This window comes from Pseudomonas sp. 32_A (assembly GCF_017490905.1).
In the GTDB taxonomy this organism is placed as follows: domain Bacteria; phylum Pseudomonadota; class Gammaproteobacteria; order Pseudomonadales; family Pseudomonadaceae; genus Aquipseudomonas; species Aquipseudomonas inefficax.
Genome location: NZ_JAFGYI010000032.1, coordinates 1 through 15,943, shown reverse-complemented (window position 1 = coordinate 15,943; position 15,943 = coordinate 1). Strand labels below are relative to the sequence as shown.

Here is a 15,943-nt window from a genome sequence, read left to right as displayed (position 1 = left end):
GCGCGTTGGGCCTTTGGGGCTGCTCCCACAGGACTGCACATGGCTGTGAGTCAGCAGGGATCCTGTGGGAGCGGCTTTAGCCGCGAACACCGGCGCAGCCGGTGCCAAGCACCGCGCTGGGTTCTTCGCGGCTAAAGCCGCTCCCACAGGGTACGCGCATTGCCTGCAATTTCAATTATCTACGCGACAGCGCAGTCCAAAGGGCTTGGCCATCTCCCACTGGGGCTTGGTCTTATACCCGGAACTGCCGCAACAGTTGCTCCAGCTCTTCGCTCAACTGCCCCAACGCCATCCCGGCATCGCTGGACTGGCGCGCCGCATCGGCGGTCTGCTGCGACAACCCGGCAGTATCCAGCACGTTGCGGTTGATCTCTTCGACCACATGCGACTGCTGCAAGGTGGCGCTGGCGATGGAGGCATTCAACGCCGTGAGGTTGTTCAGCGCCTGGTTGATGGCATCCAGGCTGGCACCGGCCTCGCGGGCTTGTTCGACCGTCTGGCGCGAGGCTTCGCTGCTGGTATCGATGGCTTTGACCGCAGCGTCCGACTGGCTTTGCAGGTGCTCGATCATGGTATGGATTTCGGCCGTCGACTGCGCCGTGCGTTGGGCCAGCAGGCGCACCTCGTCGGCGACCACAGCAAAGCCACGGCCTTGCTCGCCGGCCCGCGCCGCCTCGATGGCTGCGTTCAAGGCCAACAGGTTGGTCTGTTCGGCGATGGAGCGGATCACGTCCAGCACACCACCGATGCGCGTGCTGTGCCCGGCCAGGTCGCGGATCACCTGTACGGCCTGGTCGATGGTCAGCGAGAGCCGGTCGATCTGCGCCAGGCTGCCGTGAATGGCCTCCTGGCCGTGTGCCACCTGCTGTTGCGCGGTGCGCATTTCACCGGCGGCCTGTTCGGCGGTCTTGGCCACGTCCTGCACGGCGTAGGTCACTTCGTTGACTGCGGTGGCAACCTGGTCCATCTGCAGCGACTGCTGGGCGCTGTGTTGTTGCGCGGCGCCGGCATTGTCGCCGACATGCCCGGCGGACCGGGCCAGGGCATGGGCCGCCCCTTGCAACTGGCCGATCACGCCTTGCAGCTTGCCGTTGAAGCGGTTGAAGTGCTCGCCCAGATGGGTGATTTCGTCACGGCCGTGAGTGTCCAGGCGCCGGGTCAGGTCGCTTTCACCGCTGGCGATGTTGCCCATGGCCTGCACCGCTTCCTGCAACGGGCGGGCGATGCTGCGGGCAATCAGCATGACCACCAGCGCCATCAGCAGGGCGATGGCCACGCCCACCAGCGAGGCATCGCGCAACTGGCGGGTGAACTCGGCCTGCACATCGTCGACGTAGACGCCCGAGCCGATGATCCAGCCCCAGGGCTTGAACAGCTGGATGTAGGAAGTCTTGGCCACCGGCTCGCTGGCACCAGGCTTGGGCCAGCGGTAGTTGACCGGCCCGGCATCCTGCTGCCGCGCCAGGGCAACCATCTCGTTGAACACGGCAAAGCCGTCGGGGTCGCGGATGGCCGACAGGTCCTGGCCGTCGAGCTTGGGGTTGGCCGGATGCATGATCATCTTCGGCCCCAGATCATTGATCCAGAAGTAGTCGTCGTGGTCGTAGCGCAACGCGCGTACCACTTGCAGCGCCTGCTGCTGGGCCGCCTCGCGGTTGAGCGTGCCGGCTGCCTCCAGGCCTTGGTAATAGGCCAGCACACCGGCTGCGGTCTGGACCACGTGGCGGGTCTTTTCAGCTTTGGCCTGGTACAGGTCCCCGTGGATCTGACGCAGCATCAGCAGGCCCAATACCACCAGCATTGCCACTGCCACCAAAAGGATCAGCCACAAACGGCGGCTGATAGACATCGATCTCAGGGTTTTCATACCACAGCTCCCGCATTGTTCTTTTTATATAGGCGCATCCAAGCATGCTTTGCACCAGCCCCCCACTCGACCAATGGCTAAGTGCTATACATCCGATAGTCTGCAGCAGGTTGTACAAGGCGATTGCAAAGGCGCTCTGACAGGATTTCGGCCGCGCAAGATGAAACCTTTAGGCGGCGTGAACTTTTCTACTGGCATTGCGCCCAACAGTCGCTGTAAAACAGCCGGGCCGCGCGCGGCAATTTCAAGCAAATCAAGAACAAGGGGCCTGCCACGAGCAGCGCTCCATCGGGGGAACGATGGATTTTTGGACTGCCTTTCAGGCAATCATCTTGGGCGTGGTCGAAGGGCTGACGGAATTTCTGCCGATCTCCAGTACCGGCCACCAGATCATCGTCGCCGACCTGATCGGGTTTGGTGGCGAACGGGCCATGGCTTTCAACATCATCATTCAGCTGGCGGCGATCCTGGCGGTGGTGTGGGAGTTTCGTGGCAAGATCTTCGACGTGGTGTTCGGCCTGACCAGCCAGCCCACGGCGCGACGGTTCACCGGTAACCTGCTGTTGGCGTTCCTGCCGGCAGTGGTGCTGGGCGTGCTGTTCGCCGACCTGATTCACGAGTACCTGTTCAACCCGATCACCGTGGCGGCTGCCCTGGTAGTGGGCGGGGTGATCATGCTCTGGGCCGAGCGCCGCGAGCACCGTGTGGAGGTGGACCACGTGGACGACATGCGCTGGAGCCACGCACTGAAGATCGGCTTCATCCAGTGCCTGGCGATGATCCCGGGCACTTCGCGCTCCGGCTCGACCATTATCGGCGGCCTGCTGTTTGGTCTGTCGCGCAAGGCGGCGACCGAGTTCTCGTTCTTTCTGGCGATGCCGACCATGGTCGGTGCGGCGGTGTATTCAGGCTACAAGTACCGCGACTTGTTCCAGCCCGGCGATCTGCCGGTATTTGCCATTGGCTTCGTCACTTCGTTCATCTTTGCCATGATCGCCGTGCGCGGCTTGCTCAAGTTCATTGCCAACCACAGCTACGCGGCGTTCGCCTGGTATCGCATTGCCTTTGGCCTGCTGATCCTGGCGACCTGGCAGTTCGGCTGGGTTGACTGGGCGACGGCACATGGCTGAGGCAGCGCCGGGGCAAAGGAAGGAGGGCGTACGCAACGTGCGCCTGAAGCTGCTGCTGTTGGGCCTGCTGTGCCTGCTGCCGGGCCTGGGCGCGGCGCGCATGGCCTGGGTCGACCAGGCCTGGTGGCCGCTGGCGCTGTACCCGGCAATGAGCCTGATCAGCCTGTTGCTGTATTGGCAGGATAAACAGCAGGCGCGTACCCAGGCCTGGCGCACGCCCGAGAAGGTGCTGCATGCCAGTGAGCTGCTGGGCGGCTGGCCGGGGGCACTGCTGGCGCAGCAGCTGTATCGGCACAAGACGCGCAAGGTGTCGTACCAGCTGGTGTTCTGGGGGATTGTGCTGGTGCACCAGGTGTTTTGGGCGGACTGGCTGTTTCTTGGGGGGCGGTATCTGCCCTTCAATTGATGTTTGATTGTGCCGGCCTCTTCGCGGGTAAACCCGCTCCCACACGTACAGCACAAGTCTTGAGACCAGTGGAGAACCCTGTGGGAGCGGGTTTACCCGCGAAAGGGCCGGCACAGCGAATTCACAATACCAACCCCACCTGCAACCGCTTCGGCAACCGCCGCACCACCAGCTGGTGCGAGCGCTGCAACAGATCACACAGCTCCTCACACCCCATGGGGTAGGGCGACGCCATGCTGATCCACCGCGCCCGTGCCAGGTACGGCGCAGGCCGCACCCCCGGGCGATCGCAGTAGCCGAGAAACAGTTCGTCGGCCACCTTGAACGACAACCCCGCACCCGCCAGGTCGAGCACCGCGAACATCTTGTTGCCTGCTACCGAGAACACACGGATGCCACCCCATTTGTAGTCTTCCCGCGCACCCGGCAGGCTCAGGCAGAACGCTGCCACCTGCGCTTCGCTCATGTTTCGCTCAGACATACTTTTCTCCACAGGCCTCGAACGACGCCGCCAGGTGGTCGATCCACACCCGTACCGCAGGGAGCAAGCCGCGCCGATGCGGGTACACCGCCTGCAGGTAGCCGCCCGGCAGCGACCAGTCCGGCAGCAGGCGCACCAGTTCGCCTCGCTCCAGTTCCTCTTCACAGAACATGCTGGGCAGCGCAGTAAACCCAAGGCCTGCCCGTACAGCAGCATTACGTACTACGAAATCATCGATGGCGAGGCGTGGCTCCAGGGCAATTTCCTGTTGTTTGCCATGGGGGCCGAACAGGCGGAAGTGTACCAGCCGGTCCGCCTCGGCAGCGCCCAGCACCGGCAATGACGCCAGTTGGCCCGGTTCGCGAATGTGGTCGGCGAAACCGGGCGCTGCAACCAGTTGCATCTGCGCCTGGCGCAGGCGGCGAGTGACCAGGGCCGGGTCTTCATCGCCCAGGTCCCGTACACGCAAGGCCACGTCGATCCCTTCGGAAATCAGGTCGACCCGGCGGTTGAGCAACACCATGTCCAGTTGCACCAGCGGGTACTGCGCGAGAAAGCGGCTGATCACATCCGGCAGGAAGGCGTGGGCCAGTGCCACCGGGCAGGACACCCGCAAGCGCCCGCGCGGCTCGCTGCTCATGCTGGCCACGGCTTCGTCGGCGGCTTCGGCCTCCAGCAGCATGGCTTGGCAGTGGTGCAGGTAGCGCTCGCCCACCGCGGTGAGCTTCAGTTGCCGTGTAGTGCGTTGCAGCAGGCGCGTGCCCAGGCGTTCTTCAAGCTCGGCGATGCGCCGCGACAGGCGCGACTTGGGGATGCCCAGCTGGCGGCCGGCTGCGGCGAAACCGCCGGCTTCGACCACGCGGGCGAAGTAGAAAAGGTCGTTGAGGTCTTGCATGGGAATGTCTCACTGTTCCATGTGTAGGACAAACTAACGCATTTTTGCCGCCTTATCAGCCATTGTTGATGTGGGTAGGATTCTCTCCATCGTGATCGCCCAACGTCGCGGTCTTCATTCACAGGAGAGTCCCATGAAACTGTTGCATATCGATTCGAGCATCCTGGGCGACAATTCCGCCTCCCGCCAACTGAGCCGCGAAGTGGTCGAAGCGTGGAAAGCCGCCGATCCGAGCGTGGAAGTGGTGTACCGCGACCTGGCCGCTGACGCCATCGCCCACTTCTCTGCGGCTACCCTGGTAGCGGCTGGCACCCCGGAAGATATGCGCGACGCAGCCCAGGCCTTTGAAGCCAAGCTGAGCGCGGAAACCCTGGAAGAGTTCCTGGCCGCCGATGCCGTGGTGATTGGTGCGCCGATGTACAATTTCACCGTGCCGACCCAGCTCAAGGCCTGGATTGACCGCGTTGCCGTCGCCGGCAAGACCTTCCGCTACACCGAAGCTGGCCCGGAAGGCCTGTGCGGTAACAAGAAGGTGGTGCTGGTGTCCACCGCCGGTGGCCTGCACGCTGGCCAGCCGACGGGCGCCGGGCATGAGGACTTCCTCAAGGTGTTCCTGGGCTTCATCGGTGTCACCGACCTGGAAATCGTCCGCGCCCATGGCCTGGCCTATGGCCCTGAGCACCGTAGCCAGGCGATCGATGCTGCCCAGGCGCAGATTGCCAACGAGCTGTTCGCTGCGGCTTGATCCTGCTGTCTTGCACAAGCGTCAAAGGCTTGCGCGAAATCTGTGGGAGTGGCCTTGTGTCGCGAAAGGGCCGCAAAGCGGCCCCAGAGATCTCGGTGTAAACGCTGACATCCTGGGGCCGCTATGCGGCCCTTTCGCGACACAAGGCCGCTCCCACAATCAACCTCAGGCTACCGGGATAGCCGGGTAGCCGACGCGGCGGGCCGATTCATCGATGTGGAAGGATCTGCTTCATGGTTGTGCTCCTCGAAAGTTCGGTTAACAAGGTAGACCCTGTTGCCGGATATTGGGGAGCGAGCTTGCTTCAGAATGTTGGCGGCGTGATCACCCAGATCACCACGGCATCCACCTCGCCGGGGTTGCCGTAGCGGTGCGGTTCCTGGCTCGAGAAGCTGAAACTGTCCCCTTCGCCCAGCTGGAAATGCCGCTCGCTCACCCACAGCTCGAAGCTGCCACTCAGGATGTAGCCGGCCTCTTCACCGTCATGGCTGTAGCTCTGCTGGCTGTAGCTACCCGGAGGGAAGCGTGAATGCAGGATCTCCAGCTGGCGGTTGGGCTGGGGCGTGAGCAGTTGATCGACGATGCCGTCTTCGTAATGCACGCTCAGGCGGCTGTTGCGCCGGACCACATAGCCCTGGTCCTCGGGCGCAGTGATGGCTTCGCTGGCGAAGAACCACTGGATGGTCACCCCCAGGCTGCGGGCGATGTTGAACAGCGCCGGAATCGACGGGTAGGAGAGGTTGCGCTCCAGCTGGCTGATGTAGCCGGCGGTCAGTTCACTGTGCGTGGCCAGCTCCGCCAGGGTCATGCCACGGCGCTTGCGCAGGCCGCGAATGCGGCTGCCGAGAAACTGCGGCGCGGCGCCCCCGGCTTCGCTGGCGGGGGGCTGGGGGAGTTGGCTCATGCACGTCGGTCCATCGTAAAAGCCGCAGTATGTACAGCCTCAGAGCGCCCAGGCAACCGTCAGGCCATCATGAATCGCTTCTTCGGCGGTACGCGGCGCCAGGCAGTCGCCAATGCGGCGCACCTCGACCAGGCCGGCCAGCTCCGTGGCCAGGCGGTCTTCTGGTTGATGGCCCAGGCACAGCACCAGTGTGTCGATGCCTTCGAAGATCATCGGCTCGCCGCTGGCAGTGTGCTGCAGGTATACCGTGTTGTCGTCGCTGCCATACAAGCGGGCATACGGCGTGATGGGAATACCCAGACGATGCAGCTCGCCGGCCAGTTGATCGCGCACGTACAGCGGCAGGTTTTCGCCGCAATGGGTGCCATTGACCGCCAGCTGCACCTGGTGGCCTTCGCGTACCAGGCGTTCGGCGATGCCGGGGCCGATCCAGTCGCAGCGCCAGTCGATCACCAGCACCGAACGCCCTGGCTTTGCCTCGTTGCGTAGTATCTGCCAGGCATCCACTACCTGTAGCTCACCGGTGCGCTCGAAGGCCGGCCAGTAGGGGGTTGCACCGGTGGCGGCGATCACCAGGTCGGGGCGTTCTCGCTCGACCAGTGCGCGATCGACCCGGGTATTGCGTACCACTTCAACACCCGCCAGGGCCATTTCCCGTTGCAGGTTGGTGCTGGCGCCACCGAACTCGCTGCGCCGTGGCAGCAACTGTGCCAGCAGCACCTGGCCGCCGAGCTGCGGGCCTGCCTCGTACAGTGTTACCTGGTGCCCGCGCGCAGCGGCCACGGCGGCGGCTTTCATGCCAGCGGGCCCGCCACCGGCCACGAGAATGCGCTTGGGGTGGGCGGTGGGGGTCAGTTGCCCGTATTGCAATTCGCGGCCGGTCTCCGGCCGCTGGATGCAGGAAATGGGCAGACCGCGATGGAAATGGCCGATGCAGGCCTGGTTGCAGGCGATACAGGCACGTACGTCCTCGACCTGGCCATGCTCGGTCTTGTTCGGCATCAGCGGGTCGCAGATCAGCGCGCGGGTCATGCCGCAGACATCGGCCTGGCCACGAGCCAGGATCAGTTCGGCTTCCTGAGGCTGGTTGATACGGCCGGTGACGAACAGCGGAATGCCCAGGTGTTGCTTGAAGGAGCCGGCCTCCCGGGCCAGGTAGGCCGGTTGAATGGCCATCGGCGGCACGATATGCACGGCGCCGCCCAGGGATGCCGACGTGCCGGCAACGATGTGCAGGTAGTCGAGCTGGCCCTGCAAGGCAACCGCTGCCGCCAGCGATTCGTCCTCGCTCAGCCCCTGGCTGTCGCGCTCGTCGGCACTGATGCGCAGGCCGACGATGAACTGCTCGTCGGTGGCCGCGCGTACGGCGGCCAGCACTTCGCGCAGGAACCGCAGGCGCTGCTCCAGCTCACCGTTGTAGCCATCCGTACGCTGGTTTACCCGCGGGTTGAGGAATTGCGCAGGCAGGTAGCCATGGCTGGCGACCACTTCAACACCGTCCAGCCCGGCCTGGTGCAGGCGGCGGGCAGCGCTGGCATAGCCCTGGACGATCTCGTCGATCATTGCCTGGTCCAGCGCACGCGGCATCACCCGGAAGCGTTCATTGGGCACCGCGGACGCCGAGTAGGCCACCGCCAGCAAACCGTCCGCCGTCTCCATGATCTCTCGCCCGGGGTGGAACAGCTGCGAAAGCACCACGGTGCCATGCTCATGGCAGGCCTCGGCAAGCTGGCGGTAGCCGTCGATGCAGGCGTCGTCGGTGGCCATCAGCACATGCGAGGTGTAGCGGGCGCTGTCATGCACCCCGGCCACCTGCAGCACGATCAGGCCGACGCCACCGGCGGCGCGAGCGCGCTGGTAGGCGATGAGCTTGTCGTTGACCAGATTGTCGGTAGGCAGGCAGGTGTCGTGGCCGGTGGACATGATGCGGTTCTTCAAGCGTTTGCCGCGGATCTGCAAGGCTTCGAACAGATGAGGGAAGGCGGTCTGCATACAGGCGGCTCCGGTACGGTGTTGTTCTTGTTTTTGTATGAAAGTGTAGCGTCAGTAAAAAATCAACTTGTTTTTTTACTGCTCGACGACTAGGTTTTTCTCACCCTCATGGCGAGGGCGTGACCTCACAACAACAAGAAAACGGGCCCCTCGGGCACCGGCAGGAGGCAACTACGATGCAGGTATTCCCACGTGTAAGCGGCCTTTGCGCAGCGTTGCTGGCCATGGGCCTGGGCAGTGCGCAAGCGGCACCGCAAATGGTCGTGGTCGGCTATGGCGGCGCCGGGCAGAAAGCCCAGGACGAGGCGATCTTCAAACCGTTCAGTGCCCAGGATGGCAGCAAGCTGATCCAGAGCGAGTACAACGGCGAAATGGCCCGGATCCAGGTAATGGCCGACACCGGCAATGTCGACTGGGACGTGGTGCAGATCGAAGGGCCTGACCTGATGCGCGGCTGCGACGAGGGCATCTACGAGCAGCTGGACTGGCAGCGCATGGGCCATGCGGGTGAACTGATTGCCGATGCCGCGCAGGCCTGCGGCTCGGCGGCGCTGGTATGGAGCGTGGCCATTGCCTATGACCGCAGCAAGCTGGCCCAGGCGCCTGCGTCGTGGGCCGATTTCTGGGACGTGAGCAAGTACCCGGGCAAGCGCGGCCTGCGCAAGCGTGCGGTGTACAACCTGGAGTTCGCCCTGATGGCCGACGGAGTCAAGGTCGAGGATGTGTACCAGGTGCTGGCCACACCGGCCGGGGTCGAGCGTGCCTTTGCCAAACTCAGCGAACTCAAGCCGCATATCCAGTGGTGGGACGCTGGCGCCCAACCGGCGCAGTGGCTGGCGGCGGGTGATGTGGTGATGACCTCGACCTACAGCGGGCGCATCGCCGTGGCGGCCCAGCAGGGCAGCCCGCTGGCGGTGGTCTGGCCTGGCAGCCTGTATGGGATGGATTACTGGGCGATCATCAAGGGCTCGCGGCATGTCGAGCAGGCCAAGCGGCTGATCGCCTACGCCAACCAGCCGGATACCCAGGTGCGTTATGTGCAGCAGATTCCCTATGGGCCGACCAATACCCAGGCGGCAGCGAAGCTCGACCCGTCCCTGGCCAGTTGGGTGCCTACTTCGCCGCAGAACCTGCAGGGGGCGTTGGCGATGAATGTGGAATTCTGGGTCGACCATGGCGAAGAGCTGGAGCAGCGCTTCAATGCGTGGGCCAGCAAATAGCGTGCTGCAAAGGGGCAACGATGATGACCGCAACGGAACAAAGCCTGCGCCAGGAGCTGGCCGCCTGCTATCGGCTGATCGCTCACTTTCGCATGAGCGACCTGATCTTCACCCATATTTCCCTGCGCCTGCCAGGGCCGCAGCACCACTTCCTGATCAACCCGTACGGCCTGCTGTTCGATGAGATCACGGCCTCCAGCCTGGTGAAGATCGACCTGCAGGGCCGGCCGGTCGATCCGACACCGCACCCGGTCAACCCGGCCGGTTTCGTCATTCACAGCGCCATCCATGCCGCCCGTGAGGATGCCCATTGCGTGCTGCACACCCACACCCGGGCAGGGTGTGCGGTGGCAGCGCTGGAATGCGGGCTGCTGCCGCTCAACCAGATGTCCATGGAGTTTTACGGCAAGGTGGCGTACCACGCCTACGAAGGGATAGCGCTGGACATGGATGAGCAGCGACGGCTGGTGGCGGACCTTGGCGACAAGCCGGTGATGATCCTGCGCAACCATGGCCTGCTGACCACAGGGCGCAGCGTGGCCGAAGCATTCCTGCGCATGTATTACCTGGAGAAGGCCTGCGAGATCCAGTTGGCGGCGCAGAGTGCCGGGCAAGTGATTTTGCCGTCGGCCGAAGTGTGCGCGCATACCGAGCGGCAGTTCAATGAGCCGGGGTGGGGGTTGAAGCAGGGCGAGCTGGCGGACCCGGATGCGTTGCAGCTGGCTTGGCAGGCATTGCTACGGATGCTGGAAAGGGTTGCACCCGGCTATCGGAACTGACGCCGCCCTGCAATCGCTGCGTCAAAATTTGCTCAATAACAGTCACTGTTGCGCAGCTCTATGCCGCAACTGTGCTGGTCCCTGTCAAAGGAATAGCCTTATGCTGTAACGAAATATGTCTAGAAAGCTTGAAGAAGGATGTCGCAATGCCGCTCAAGGACCTGCTCATCGCCCTGGTGGTGATTGTCGCCTGGGGAGTCAACTTCGTGGTCATCAAGGTTGGCCTCGATGGCTTGCCGCCGATGTTGCTGGGGGCATTGCGCTTCTTGCTGGTAGCGTTCCCGGCGATCCTGCTGGTCAAGCGGCCCAAGCTGCCCTGGCGCTGGCTGATCGCCTACGGTGCGACCATTTCGCTGGGCCAGTTCGCTTTCCTGTTCCAGGCCATGTACAGCGGCATGCCGCCGGGGTTGGCCTCGCTGATCCTGCAGTCGCAGGCGTTCTTCACCCTCGGCTTCGCCGCGCTGTTTCTCGGCGAGCGGCTGCGCCTGGCCAGCGTGCTGGGGCTGTTGGTGGCCGCCAGCGGCCTGGCGCTTATCGGCAGCGAAGACGGCGGCCATGTACCGATGCTGGCGCTGGTGCTGACCCTGTGTGCTGGTGCGATGTGGGGCATGGGCAACATCATTACCCGGCGTTTTGGCTCGGTTGACCTGGTGGCGCTGGTGATCTGGGGCGGGTTGATTCCGCCACTGCCGTTCCTGGCATTGTCCTGGTGGCTGGAGGGGCCGGAGCGTATTGGCCATGCCCTTGCCAATATCAGCTGGAGTTCGGTGTTGGCCCTGGCCTACCTGGCGTTTGTCGCCACCATGCTTGGCTACAGCCTGTGGAGCAAGCTGCTGTCGCGCCACCCGGCCGGGAAGGTGGCGCCGTTTTCGCTGCTGGTGCCAGTGATTGGCCTGAGTTCGTCGGCGTTGTTGCTGGGTGAGCGTTTGACCGCGACCCAGGGCTGGGGCGCATTGCTGGTCATGGCCGGATTGCTGGTCAACGTGTTCGGCGCCCGCATTGGGCAACGGCTGCGCGCGGTCAGCGCGTAGTTGACGCCTTCACGCGCTCAGCCTGACTGAAAATCTGAAAGCTTGCGCGTTCCCTGTGGGAGCGGGCGCGCCCGCGAACACGGGCGAAGCCCGTGCCAAACAACACGGTGCCTGCTTCGCGGGCACGCCCGCTCCCACAATGGAGGCGTGTCTGCGGGTCAGCGCTGCGCTCTGTTAGAATCGGCCTCTTTTGCCAGGCCAATGGAGCGCACCCCATGATCATTTCCACCACCAGCCAGCTCGAAGGCCGCCCGATTGCCGAATACCTGGGCGTGGTCAGCTCCGAATCGGTGCAGGGCATCAACTTCGTGCGCGATTTTTTCGCACGTTTTCGTGACTTCTTCGGCGGCCGTTCGCAAACGCTGGAAAGCGCACTGCGTGAAGCCCGGGAGCAGGCCACCGAAGAATTGAAGGCGCGGGCACGCCAGTTGCAAGCCGATGCGGTAGTGGGTGTGGATTTCGAGATCAGCATGCCGTCGGTACAGGGCGGCATGGTCGTGGTATTTGCTACCGGTACGGCGGTGCGCCTGAAGTAGAGCGCCTGCCGCTGGTCGGGTCCAGGATCTCGGTCCGGGCGGTCCGCAAATGACCAGCTAGTCTCACTTTCACAGGTCGCGTTTAGTGGAGCAACTGTTCTGGTTGCCGACGCGTCCGCCACTGGAGGGAGACAGGGCATGAGCGAATCCTTTTTCGAAGACCTGAACGACGCGTTCCCGATCAACAGCCAGGTGCGTTGCGGCCAGGCGGCCTTCCGCCTGGGCTTTGCCCACATGACGCTGGATGATTCCGAACAGCTCCAGCCTGCACACCTGCAGCGCAGCAAAAAAGGCCGCTTCATGCCGCGGGTTCCACTGAAGAAGTGATCCCGCTCCAGCACAACCCCGCCGAATGGCGGGGTTTTTATTACATTTCTTGATCCGCCTCATGGCATTGCCGGGTAGCGCTCGCGGGATAGCCAAGGCTGTGGTTTTCTTGCGCGGCATTCCAGCAACGGAGGATTGAATGCTCATGCGAGTCAGGGAAAAGACCTATTGGCAATGGGCCGATGCCCAGCTGCACAGCCGCTGCCACGACGAAGCGCTCAGTGACGGCACCACGCTGGACGTGCAGGTGCGCTTGTCGCGCCTGGGGGCGACCCAACTGTTCCTGGGGCTGTATGCCGCCGATGGCCGAGCATTGCTGGAGGAGTATTACCCCGTACGGCCAGGCGAGACCATGACCCGCGCCCTGGTGTGGGGTGTTGACCGCGCCCGGGCGATGGCAACCGGCGCCTTGCCGCTGCCGGAACCCCGCAGCCAGCGGCGCCAGGCATGAAAAAGCCCGGCCTATGCAGGCCGGGCTCAGGTAAGGGTGGGAACCGTCAGTTGAGCGGTTCGATCACCTTGACTGCCTGCTGCTCACGGGCAGCGGGCCATTCTTGTTGCAGGGTCTGCAGGACGCGGCCAACGAACTCGGTGTCGGCGGCGGCCTTCTTGCCGACGTAGCCTTGGCCACGGCGGTAGACCTTGAAGCGCGCCCGCATGCTGGGCAGGTGCTCTTCGAATTCATCTTCGACGGTGTTCGGTGGCAGGCGGTCGAGGCGCACTTCACCGGTCTGGCTGACCCACAGCAGGTGGTCGTCAAGGCTGTCCTTGCGTACGGCGAACAGCTGGGCCAATTGGTCGATAGTCGGATTGTTGTTCAAGTTCATCATAAAGCCCCCATTACCCATTCGTAGGTGATTTTTCACAGTTGGCGCTACCACGGTGTAGCGCACTACCAAGGCTGCTACAGCAGCATCGCAACAGGGGCTTTCTCACGCTGCCTTTTGGACAGTTTCCCTCTCCACGGACGGCCTGCGTTACCGCGCAGGCCGTCTGGAACACCCTTGCCACCGCTCCCGATCAGGGAGACGGCTTCATCATGCCCAAGGGCGATGAACGGCGTCAACCATTTTGTAGTGAATATTTTTGGTCACTACATTGTGTCGTTTTGTTCGACAATCGCTGCCCGCACTACAGCCCGGACAGAATCTCGAAGGCCGCGCGCACCCGGGCTTCGTTCGGGTAATTTCGGTTGGCCAGCAACACCACGGCCAGCTGTTCGGCGGGCACGAACGCGGCGTAGGCGCCGAAACCATTGGTCGAACCGGTCTTGTTGTACCAGGCTGCCGGCAGCGGTGGCAGGGCTGGTTGCAAGCGCGTGGTTGCCTGCGGTCCACGGACAAGCTGCGGGCCGTTGCCATCGACCAATGTGCTCAGCGTGACCGGGTAGGGGTAGCGCTCCCAGCCCAGCCCCTGGGTCATGGCGCCGACCTGGAAGTAGCCCCGCCGGGTAATGGCCGTGGCTTGCGCCAGCGCTGGTGGCAGCCCCTCCGGCTGCATGTGCAGGCGCACATAGCGCAGCAGGTCGCTGGCACTGGTCTTGATGCCGTAGGCTTCGTCGGCGTAAGGGCCGGGGGCCACCCGCACCGGTTTGCCGGCATTGTCGTAGCCTTGGGCATACAGCCCCTGGGCGCTGGCCGGGACCTGCAGATAGGTGTTTTCCAGGCCCATCTGTTTCAGCAGGCCCTCGCTCATCAGCGAGGAAAACGGCTGATGCTGCGCGCGGGCGACCAGGTCACCGAACAAGCCCAGGCTGGGGTTCGAGTAGCAGCGCTGGGTGCCAGGTTTGGCGCGGGGTTGCCAGTGACGGAAGAAATCGACCACCTGCTGCGGCGTCTGCACCGCATCCGGGAACTGCAATGGCAGGCAGTCGGCACTGTAGGCGCCCAGTTCCAGCACGCTCGCGTCGCCGATGGGTGCCCCGGCGAGGGCCGGGTGATAGCGCTTGGCCGGGGCGTCGAGGTCCAGCTTGCCTTCGGCACTGGCCAGTGCGGCCAGGGTGGCGGTGTAGGTCTTGCTCAGCGAACCGATCTCGAACAGCGTGTCGCGGCTGACCGGTACATTGTCAGCCTTGCTGGCCACGCCATAGCTGAAGTAGTGCGCGTGGTTGCGAGCATAGATAGCCACGGCCATGCCGGTGATGTCTTGCTCTTGCATCAGCGGGCGGATGATCTGGTCGACCTTCGCCTGCAACTGGTCGTCGGCCTGGGCGGCACTGTGGCCCAGGGTGAGCGTGATGGCGGCTGCAAGTGCAGCCAGGCGGGAGAGGGGCATGAGCGGGTCCTGTGCTGGAGCGTGTCCGTTGAGCGACACCGGTGGGGGTTCCGGCGTTAGCGGCGAAAAGCCGAAAACCTTATCGTCTGCCCTTGCACAATGACAAGATGGAAACTGCGATGAAGTATTTGCGAATGTTATTCGACAATTTCACCCTGGCCTTGCTCGGGGTGGTGCTGATTGCCACCGTGCTGCCTTGCTCGGGCGACGGCGCGGTGTACTTCGGTTGGTTGACCAACCTGGCCATCGGCCTGCTGTTCTTCCTGCACGGCGCCAAGCTGTCACGCGAGGCGATAATCGCTGGTGCCGGGCACTGGCGCCTGCACTTGCTGGTGTTCTCCTGCACCTTCGTATTGTTCCCGCTGCTGGGCCTGGCGTTCAAGCCACTGTTCGTGCCGCTGGTGGGCAACGAACTGTACCTGGGCGTGCTCTACCTGTGTGCCTTGCCGGCTACCGTGCAGTCGGCCATCGCCTTCACCTCGCTGGCGCGTGGTAACGTGCCAGCGGCCATCTGCAGCGCGGCGGCATCCAGCCTGCTCGGTATTTTCCTCACGCCGTTGCTGGTGATGATGTTGCTGGGGGCCAGCGGTGATACCGGTTCTGGCCTGGATGCAGTGCTGAAGATCACCCTGCAGCTGCTGGTGCCGTTCGTGGCCGGGCAGGCCGCCCGGCGCTGGATCGGTGCCTGGGTCAAGCGCAATGCGCGTTGGCTCAAGGTGGTGGACCAGGGCTCGATCCTGCTGGTGGTCTACACCGCGTTCAGCGAGGCAGTGGTCACCGGGCTGTGGCACACGGTATCGCCGCAACACCTGGTCGGGTTGTTTGCCGTGTGCGGGATCTTGCTGGCGGTGGTGCTGTACGGTACCCGCCTGCTCGGCAAGCTGCTGGGCTTTGACCTGGAGGATCGCATTACCATCCTGTTCGCCGGTTCGAAGAAGAGCCTGGCCACCGGGGTACCAATGGCGCAGGTGCTGTTTGTCGGCAGTGGGATTGGCGCGATGATCCTGCCGCTGATGCTGTTCCACCAGATCCAGCTGATGGTCTGCGCGGTGCTGGCGCAGCGTTATGCCAGCCGTGAGCAGGCGGCTGAAGAAGCTTCTGCGGCGTCCTGACACCTGGTTTGGCCACTGATGCGGTCGCAGTGTAGGAGCGGCCTTGTGTCGCGAAAGGGCTGCGAAGCAGCCCCTCGATTTCAGCTTGGAGCAGATATTGCCGGGGCCGCGTTGCGACCCTTTCGCGACACAAGGCCGCTCCTTGTATGTTGTGTCTGGCCTAGCGGGAGAGGTTATTCTCGTCGGGCTGAAGAAGCACTTCCGGGGAGGCCGATCGCTCCTGAAGGCAGGCATTGCCCCTGAC

Annotated in this window: 17 protein-coding genes; 10 read left to right on the top strand and 7 right to left on the bottom strand. The window is 63.6% G+C overall.

The features are described 5' to 3' along the window. Positions 1-232 precede the first annotated feature (232 nt). Entirely contained in the window at positions 233-1,867 is a 1,635-nt protein-coding gene (mcpP, locus tag J5M58_RS18705) for a methyl-accepting chemotaxis protein McpP (protein WP_112253920.1), read from the bottom strand. Between the two features lie 299 nt (positions 1,868-2,166). Here mcpP and J5M58_RS18700 point away from each other — a divergent pair, with 299 nt between their 5' ends. Then, complete coding sequence (locus tag J5M58_RS18700; RefSeq protein ID WP_003258998.1) at positions 2,167-2,997, top strand: undecaprenyl-diphosphate phosphatase; 831 nt, start codon at positions 2,167-2,169, stop codon at positions 2,995-2,997. Then, positions 2,990-3,403, top strand: a complete 414-nt coding sequence (locus J5M58_RS18695) for a DUF1294 domain-containing protein (protein WP_207879063.1) — start codon at positions 2,990-2,992, stop codon at positions 3,401-3,403. Before J5M58_RS18700 ends, J5M58_RS18695 begins: the two co-directional genes overlap by 8 nt. Positions 3,404-3,524: 121 nt before the next feature. Here J5M58_RS18695 and J5M58_RS18690 read toward each other — a convergent pair whose 3' ends face one another. Beyond that, entirely contained in the window at positions 3,525-3,884 is a 360-nt protein-coding gene (locus J5M58_RS18690) for an MmcQ/YjbR family DNA-binding protein (RefSeq protein ID WP_207879061.1), read from the bottom strand. Then, complete coding sequence (locus tag J5M58_RS18685) at positions 3,877-4,779, bottom strand: LysR substrate-binding domain-containing protein (RefSeq protein ID WP_015270172.1); 903 nt, start codon at positions 4,777-4,779, stop codon at positions 3,877-3,879. The genes J5M58_RS18690 and J5M58_RS18685 overlap by 8 nt, the downstream gene beginning before the upstream one ends. A gap of 133 nt (positions 4,780-4,912) precedes the next feature. On the opposite strand from J5M58_RS18685, the gene J5M58_RS18680 reads away from it, so the two are divergent. Continuing rightward, entirely contained in the window at positions 4,913-5,524 is a 612-nt protein-coding gene (locus J5M58_RS18680) for an FMN-dependent NADH-azoreductase (RefSeq protein ID WP_049277030.1), read from the top strand. 304 nt (positions 5,525-5,828) lie between these two features. Here the strand turns inward: J5M58_RS18680 and J5M58_RS18675 are convergent, their stop codons facing one another. Both J5M58_RS18675 and J5M58_RS18670 read right to left on the bottom strand, forming a co-directional pair. After that, the gene (locus J5M58_RS18675) at positions 5,829-6,428 is read right to left on the bottom strand and encodes a helix-turn-helix domain-containing protein (protein ID WP_112253923.1); all 600 of its coding nucleotides are present in this window, start codon (positions 6,426-6,428) and stop codon (positions 5,829-5,831) included. A 39-nt stretch (positions 6,429-6,467) separates the two neighbouring features. Further along, positions 6,468-8,420, bottom strand: a complete 1,953-nt coding sequence (locus tag J5M58_RS18670) for an FAD-dependent oxidoreductase (protein WP_112253924.1) — start codon at positions 8,418-8,420, stop codon at positions 6,468-6,470. A gap of 176 nt (positions 8,421-8,596) precedes the next feature. Between J5M58_RS18670 and J5M58_RS18665 the strand changes: the two genes are divergently transcribed. The 6 genes from J5M58_RS18665 to J5M58_RS18640 all read left to right on the top strand — a co-directional run bounded on the left by J5M58_RS18665 (position 8,597) and on the right by J5M58_RS18640 (position 12,764). Next, the gene (locus J5M58_RS18665) at positions 8,597-9,640 is read left to right on the top strand and encodes an ABC transporter substrate-binding protein (RefSeq protein ID WP_112253925.1); all 1,044 of its coding nucleotides are present in this window, start codon (positions 8,597-8,599) and stop codon (positions 9,638-9,640) included. Positions 9,641-9,663: 23 nt separating this feature from the next. Next, on the top strand, positions 9,664-10,419 hold the full coding sequence (locus tag J5M58_RS18660; RefSeq protein WP_207879098.1) for a class II aldolase/adducin family protein: 756 nt from the start codon (positions 9,664-9,666) through the stop codon (positions 10,417-10,419). Positions 10,420-10,565: 146 nt separating this feature from the next. Continuing rightward, positions 10,566-11,450, top strand: a complete 885-nt coding sequence (locus J5M58_RS18655) for an EamA family transporter (RefSeq protein WP_025339399.1) — start codon at positions 10,566-10,568, stop codon at positions 11,448-11,450. A gap of 215 nt (positions 11,451-11,665) precedes the next feature. Beyond that, the gene (locus tag J5M58_RS18650) at positions 11,666-11,986 is read left to right on the top strand and encodes a YbjQ family protein (RefSeq protein ID WP_003258990.1); all 321 of its coding nucleotides are present in this window, start codon (positions 11,666-11,668) and stop codon (positions 11,984-11,986) included. 138 nt (positions 11,987-12,124) lie between these two features. Beyond that, positions 12,125-12,313 (top strand): hypothetical protein, encoded by a 189-nt coding sequence (locus tag J5M58_RS18645; RefSeq protein ID WP_003253897.1) that lies wholly within the window; start codon positions 12,125-12,127, stop codon positions 12,311-12,313. A 139-nt stretch (positions 12,314-12,452) separates the two neighbouring features. Next, positions 12,453-12,764 (top strand): hypothetical protein, encoded by a 312-nt coding sequence (locus J5M58_RS18640; protein WP_207879059.1) that lies wholly within the window; start codon positions 12,453-12,455, stop codon positions 12,762-12,764. Between the two features lie 46 nt (positions 12,765-12,810). Here J5M58_RS18640 and J5M58_RS18635 read toward each other — a convergent pair whose 3' ends face one another. Together J5M58_RS18635 and ampC are read right to left on the bottom strand one after the other, a co-directional pair. Beyond that, positions 12,811-13,143, bottom strand: coding sequence for a hypothetical protein (locus tag J5M58_RS18635; RefSeq protein WP_003253895.1), 333 nt, complete (start codon positions 13,141-13,143; stop codon positions 12,811-12,813). Between the two features lie 301 nt (positions 13,144-13,444). Next, positions 13,445-14,587, bottom strand: a complete 1,143-nt coding sequence (gene ampC, locus J5M58_RS18630) for a class C beta-lactamase (protein WP_112253928.1) — start codon at positions 14,585-14,587, stop codon at positions 13,445-13,447. A gap of 107 nt (positions 14,588-14,694) precedes the next feature. On the opposite strand from ampC, the gene J5M58_RS18625 reads away from it, so the two are divergent. Further along, a complete protein-coding gene (locus J5M58_RS18625; protein ID WP_112253929.1) occupies positions 14,695-15,699 on the top strand; it encodes a bile acid:sodium symporter family protein in 1,005 nt (334 codons plus the stop codon). Positions 15,700-15,943 lie beyond the last annotated feature (244 nt).

Coding starts and splice junctions, on each gene's coding strand:
- mcpP (WP_112253920.1), bottom strand. CDS start 1,867: ATGAAAACCCTGAGATCGATGTCTATCAGCCGCCGTTTGTGGCTGATC.
- J5M58_RS18655 (WP_025339399.1), top strand. CDS start 10,566: ATGCCGCTCAAGGACCTGCTCATCGCCCTGGTGGTGATTGTCGCCTGG.
- J5M58_RS18625 (WP_112253929.1), top strand. CDS start 14,695: ATGGAAACTGCGATGAAGTATTTGCGAATGTTATTCGACAATTTCACC.
- J5M58_RS18690 (WP_207879061.1), bottom strand. CDS start 3,884: ATGTCTGAGCGAAACATGAGCGAAGCGCAGGTGGCAGCGTTCTGCCTG.
- J5M58_RS18665 (WP_112253925.1), top strand. CDS start 8,597: ATGCAGGTATTCCCACGTGTAAGCGGCCTTTGCGCAGCGTTGCTGGCC.
- J5M58_RS18660 (WP_207879098.1), top strand. CDS start 9,664: ATGACCGCAACGGAACAAAGCCTGCGCCAGGAGCTGGCCGCCTGCTAT.
- ampC (WP_112253928.1), bottom strand. CDS start 14,587: ATGCCCCTCTCCCGCCTGGCTGCACTTGCAGCCGCCATCACGCTCACC.
- J5M58_RS18650 (WP_003258990.1), top strand. CDS start 11,666: ATGATCATTTCCACCACCAGCCAGCTCGAAGGCCGCCCGATTGCCGAA.
- J5M58_RS18675 (WP_112253923.1), bottom strand. CDS start 6,428: ATGAGCCAACTCCCCCAGCCCCCCGCCAGCGAAGCCGGGGGCGCCGCG.
- J5M58_RS18645 (WP_003253897.1), top strand. CDS start 12,125: ATGAGCGAATCCTTTTTCGAAGACCTGAACGACGCGTTCCCGATCAAC.
- J5M58_RS18635 (WP_003253895.1), bottom strand. CDS start 13,143: ATGATGAACTTGAACAACAATCCGACTATCGACCAATTGGCCCAGCTG.
- J5M58_RS18685 (WP_015270172.1), bottom strand. CDS start 4,779: ATGCAAGACCTCAACGACCTTTTCTACTTCGCCCGCGTGGTCGAAGCC.
- J5M58_RS18640 (WP_207879059.1), top strand. CDS start 12,453: ATGCTCATGCGAGTCAGGGAAAAGACCTATTGGCAATGGGCCGATGCC.
- J5M58_RS18700 (WP_003258998.1), top strand. CDS start 2,167: ATGGATTTTTGGACTGCCTTTCAGGCAATCATCTTGGGCGTGGTCGAA.
- J5M58_RS18695 (WP_207879063.1), top strand. CDS start 2,990: ATGGCTGAGGCAGCGCCGGGGCAAAGGAAGGAGGGCGTACGCAACGTG.
- J5M58_RS18670 (WP_112253924.1), bottom strand. CDS start 8,420: ATGCAGACCGCCTTCCCTCATCTGTTCGAAGCCTTGCAGATCCGCGGC.
- J5M58_RS18680 (WP_049277030.1), top strand. CDS start 4,913: ATGAAACTGTTGCATATCGATTCGAGCATCCTGGGCGACAATTCCGCC.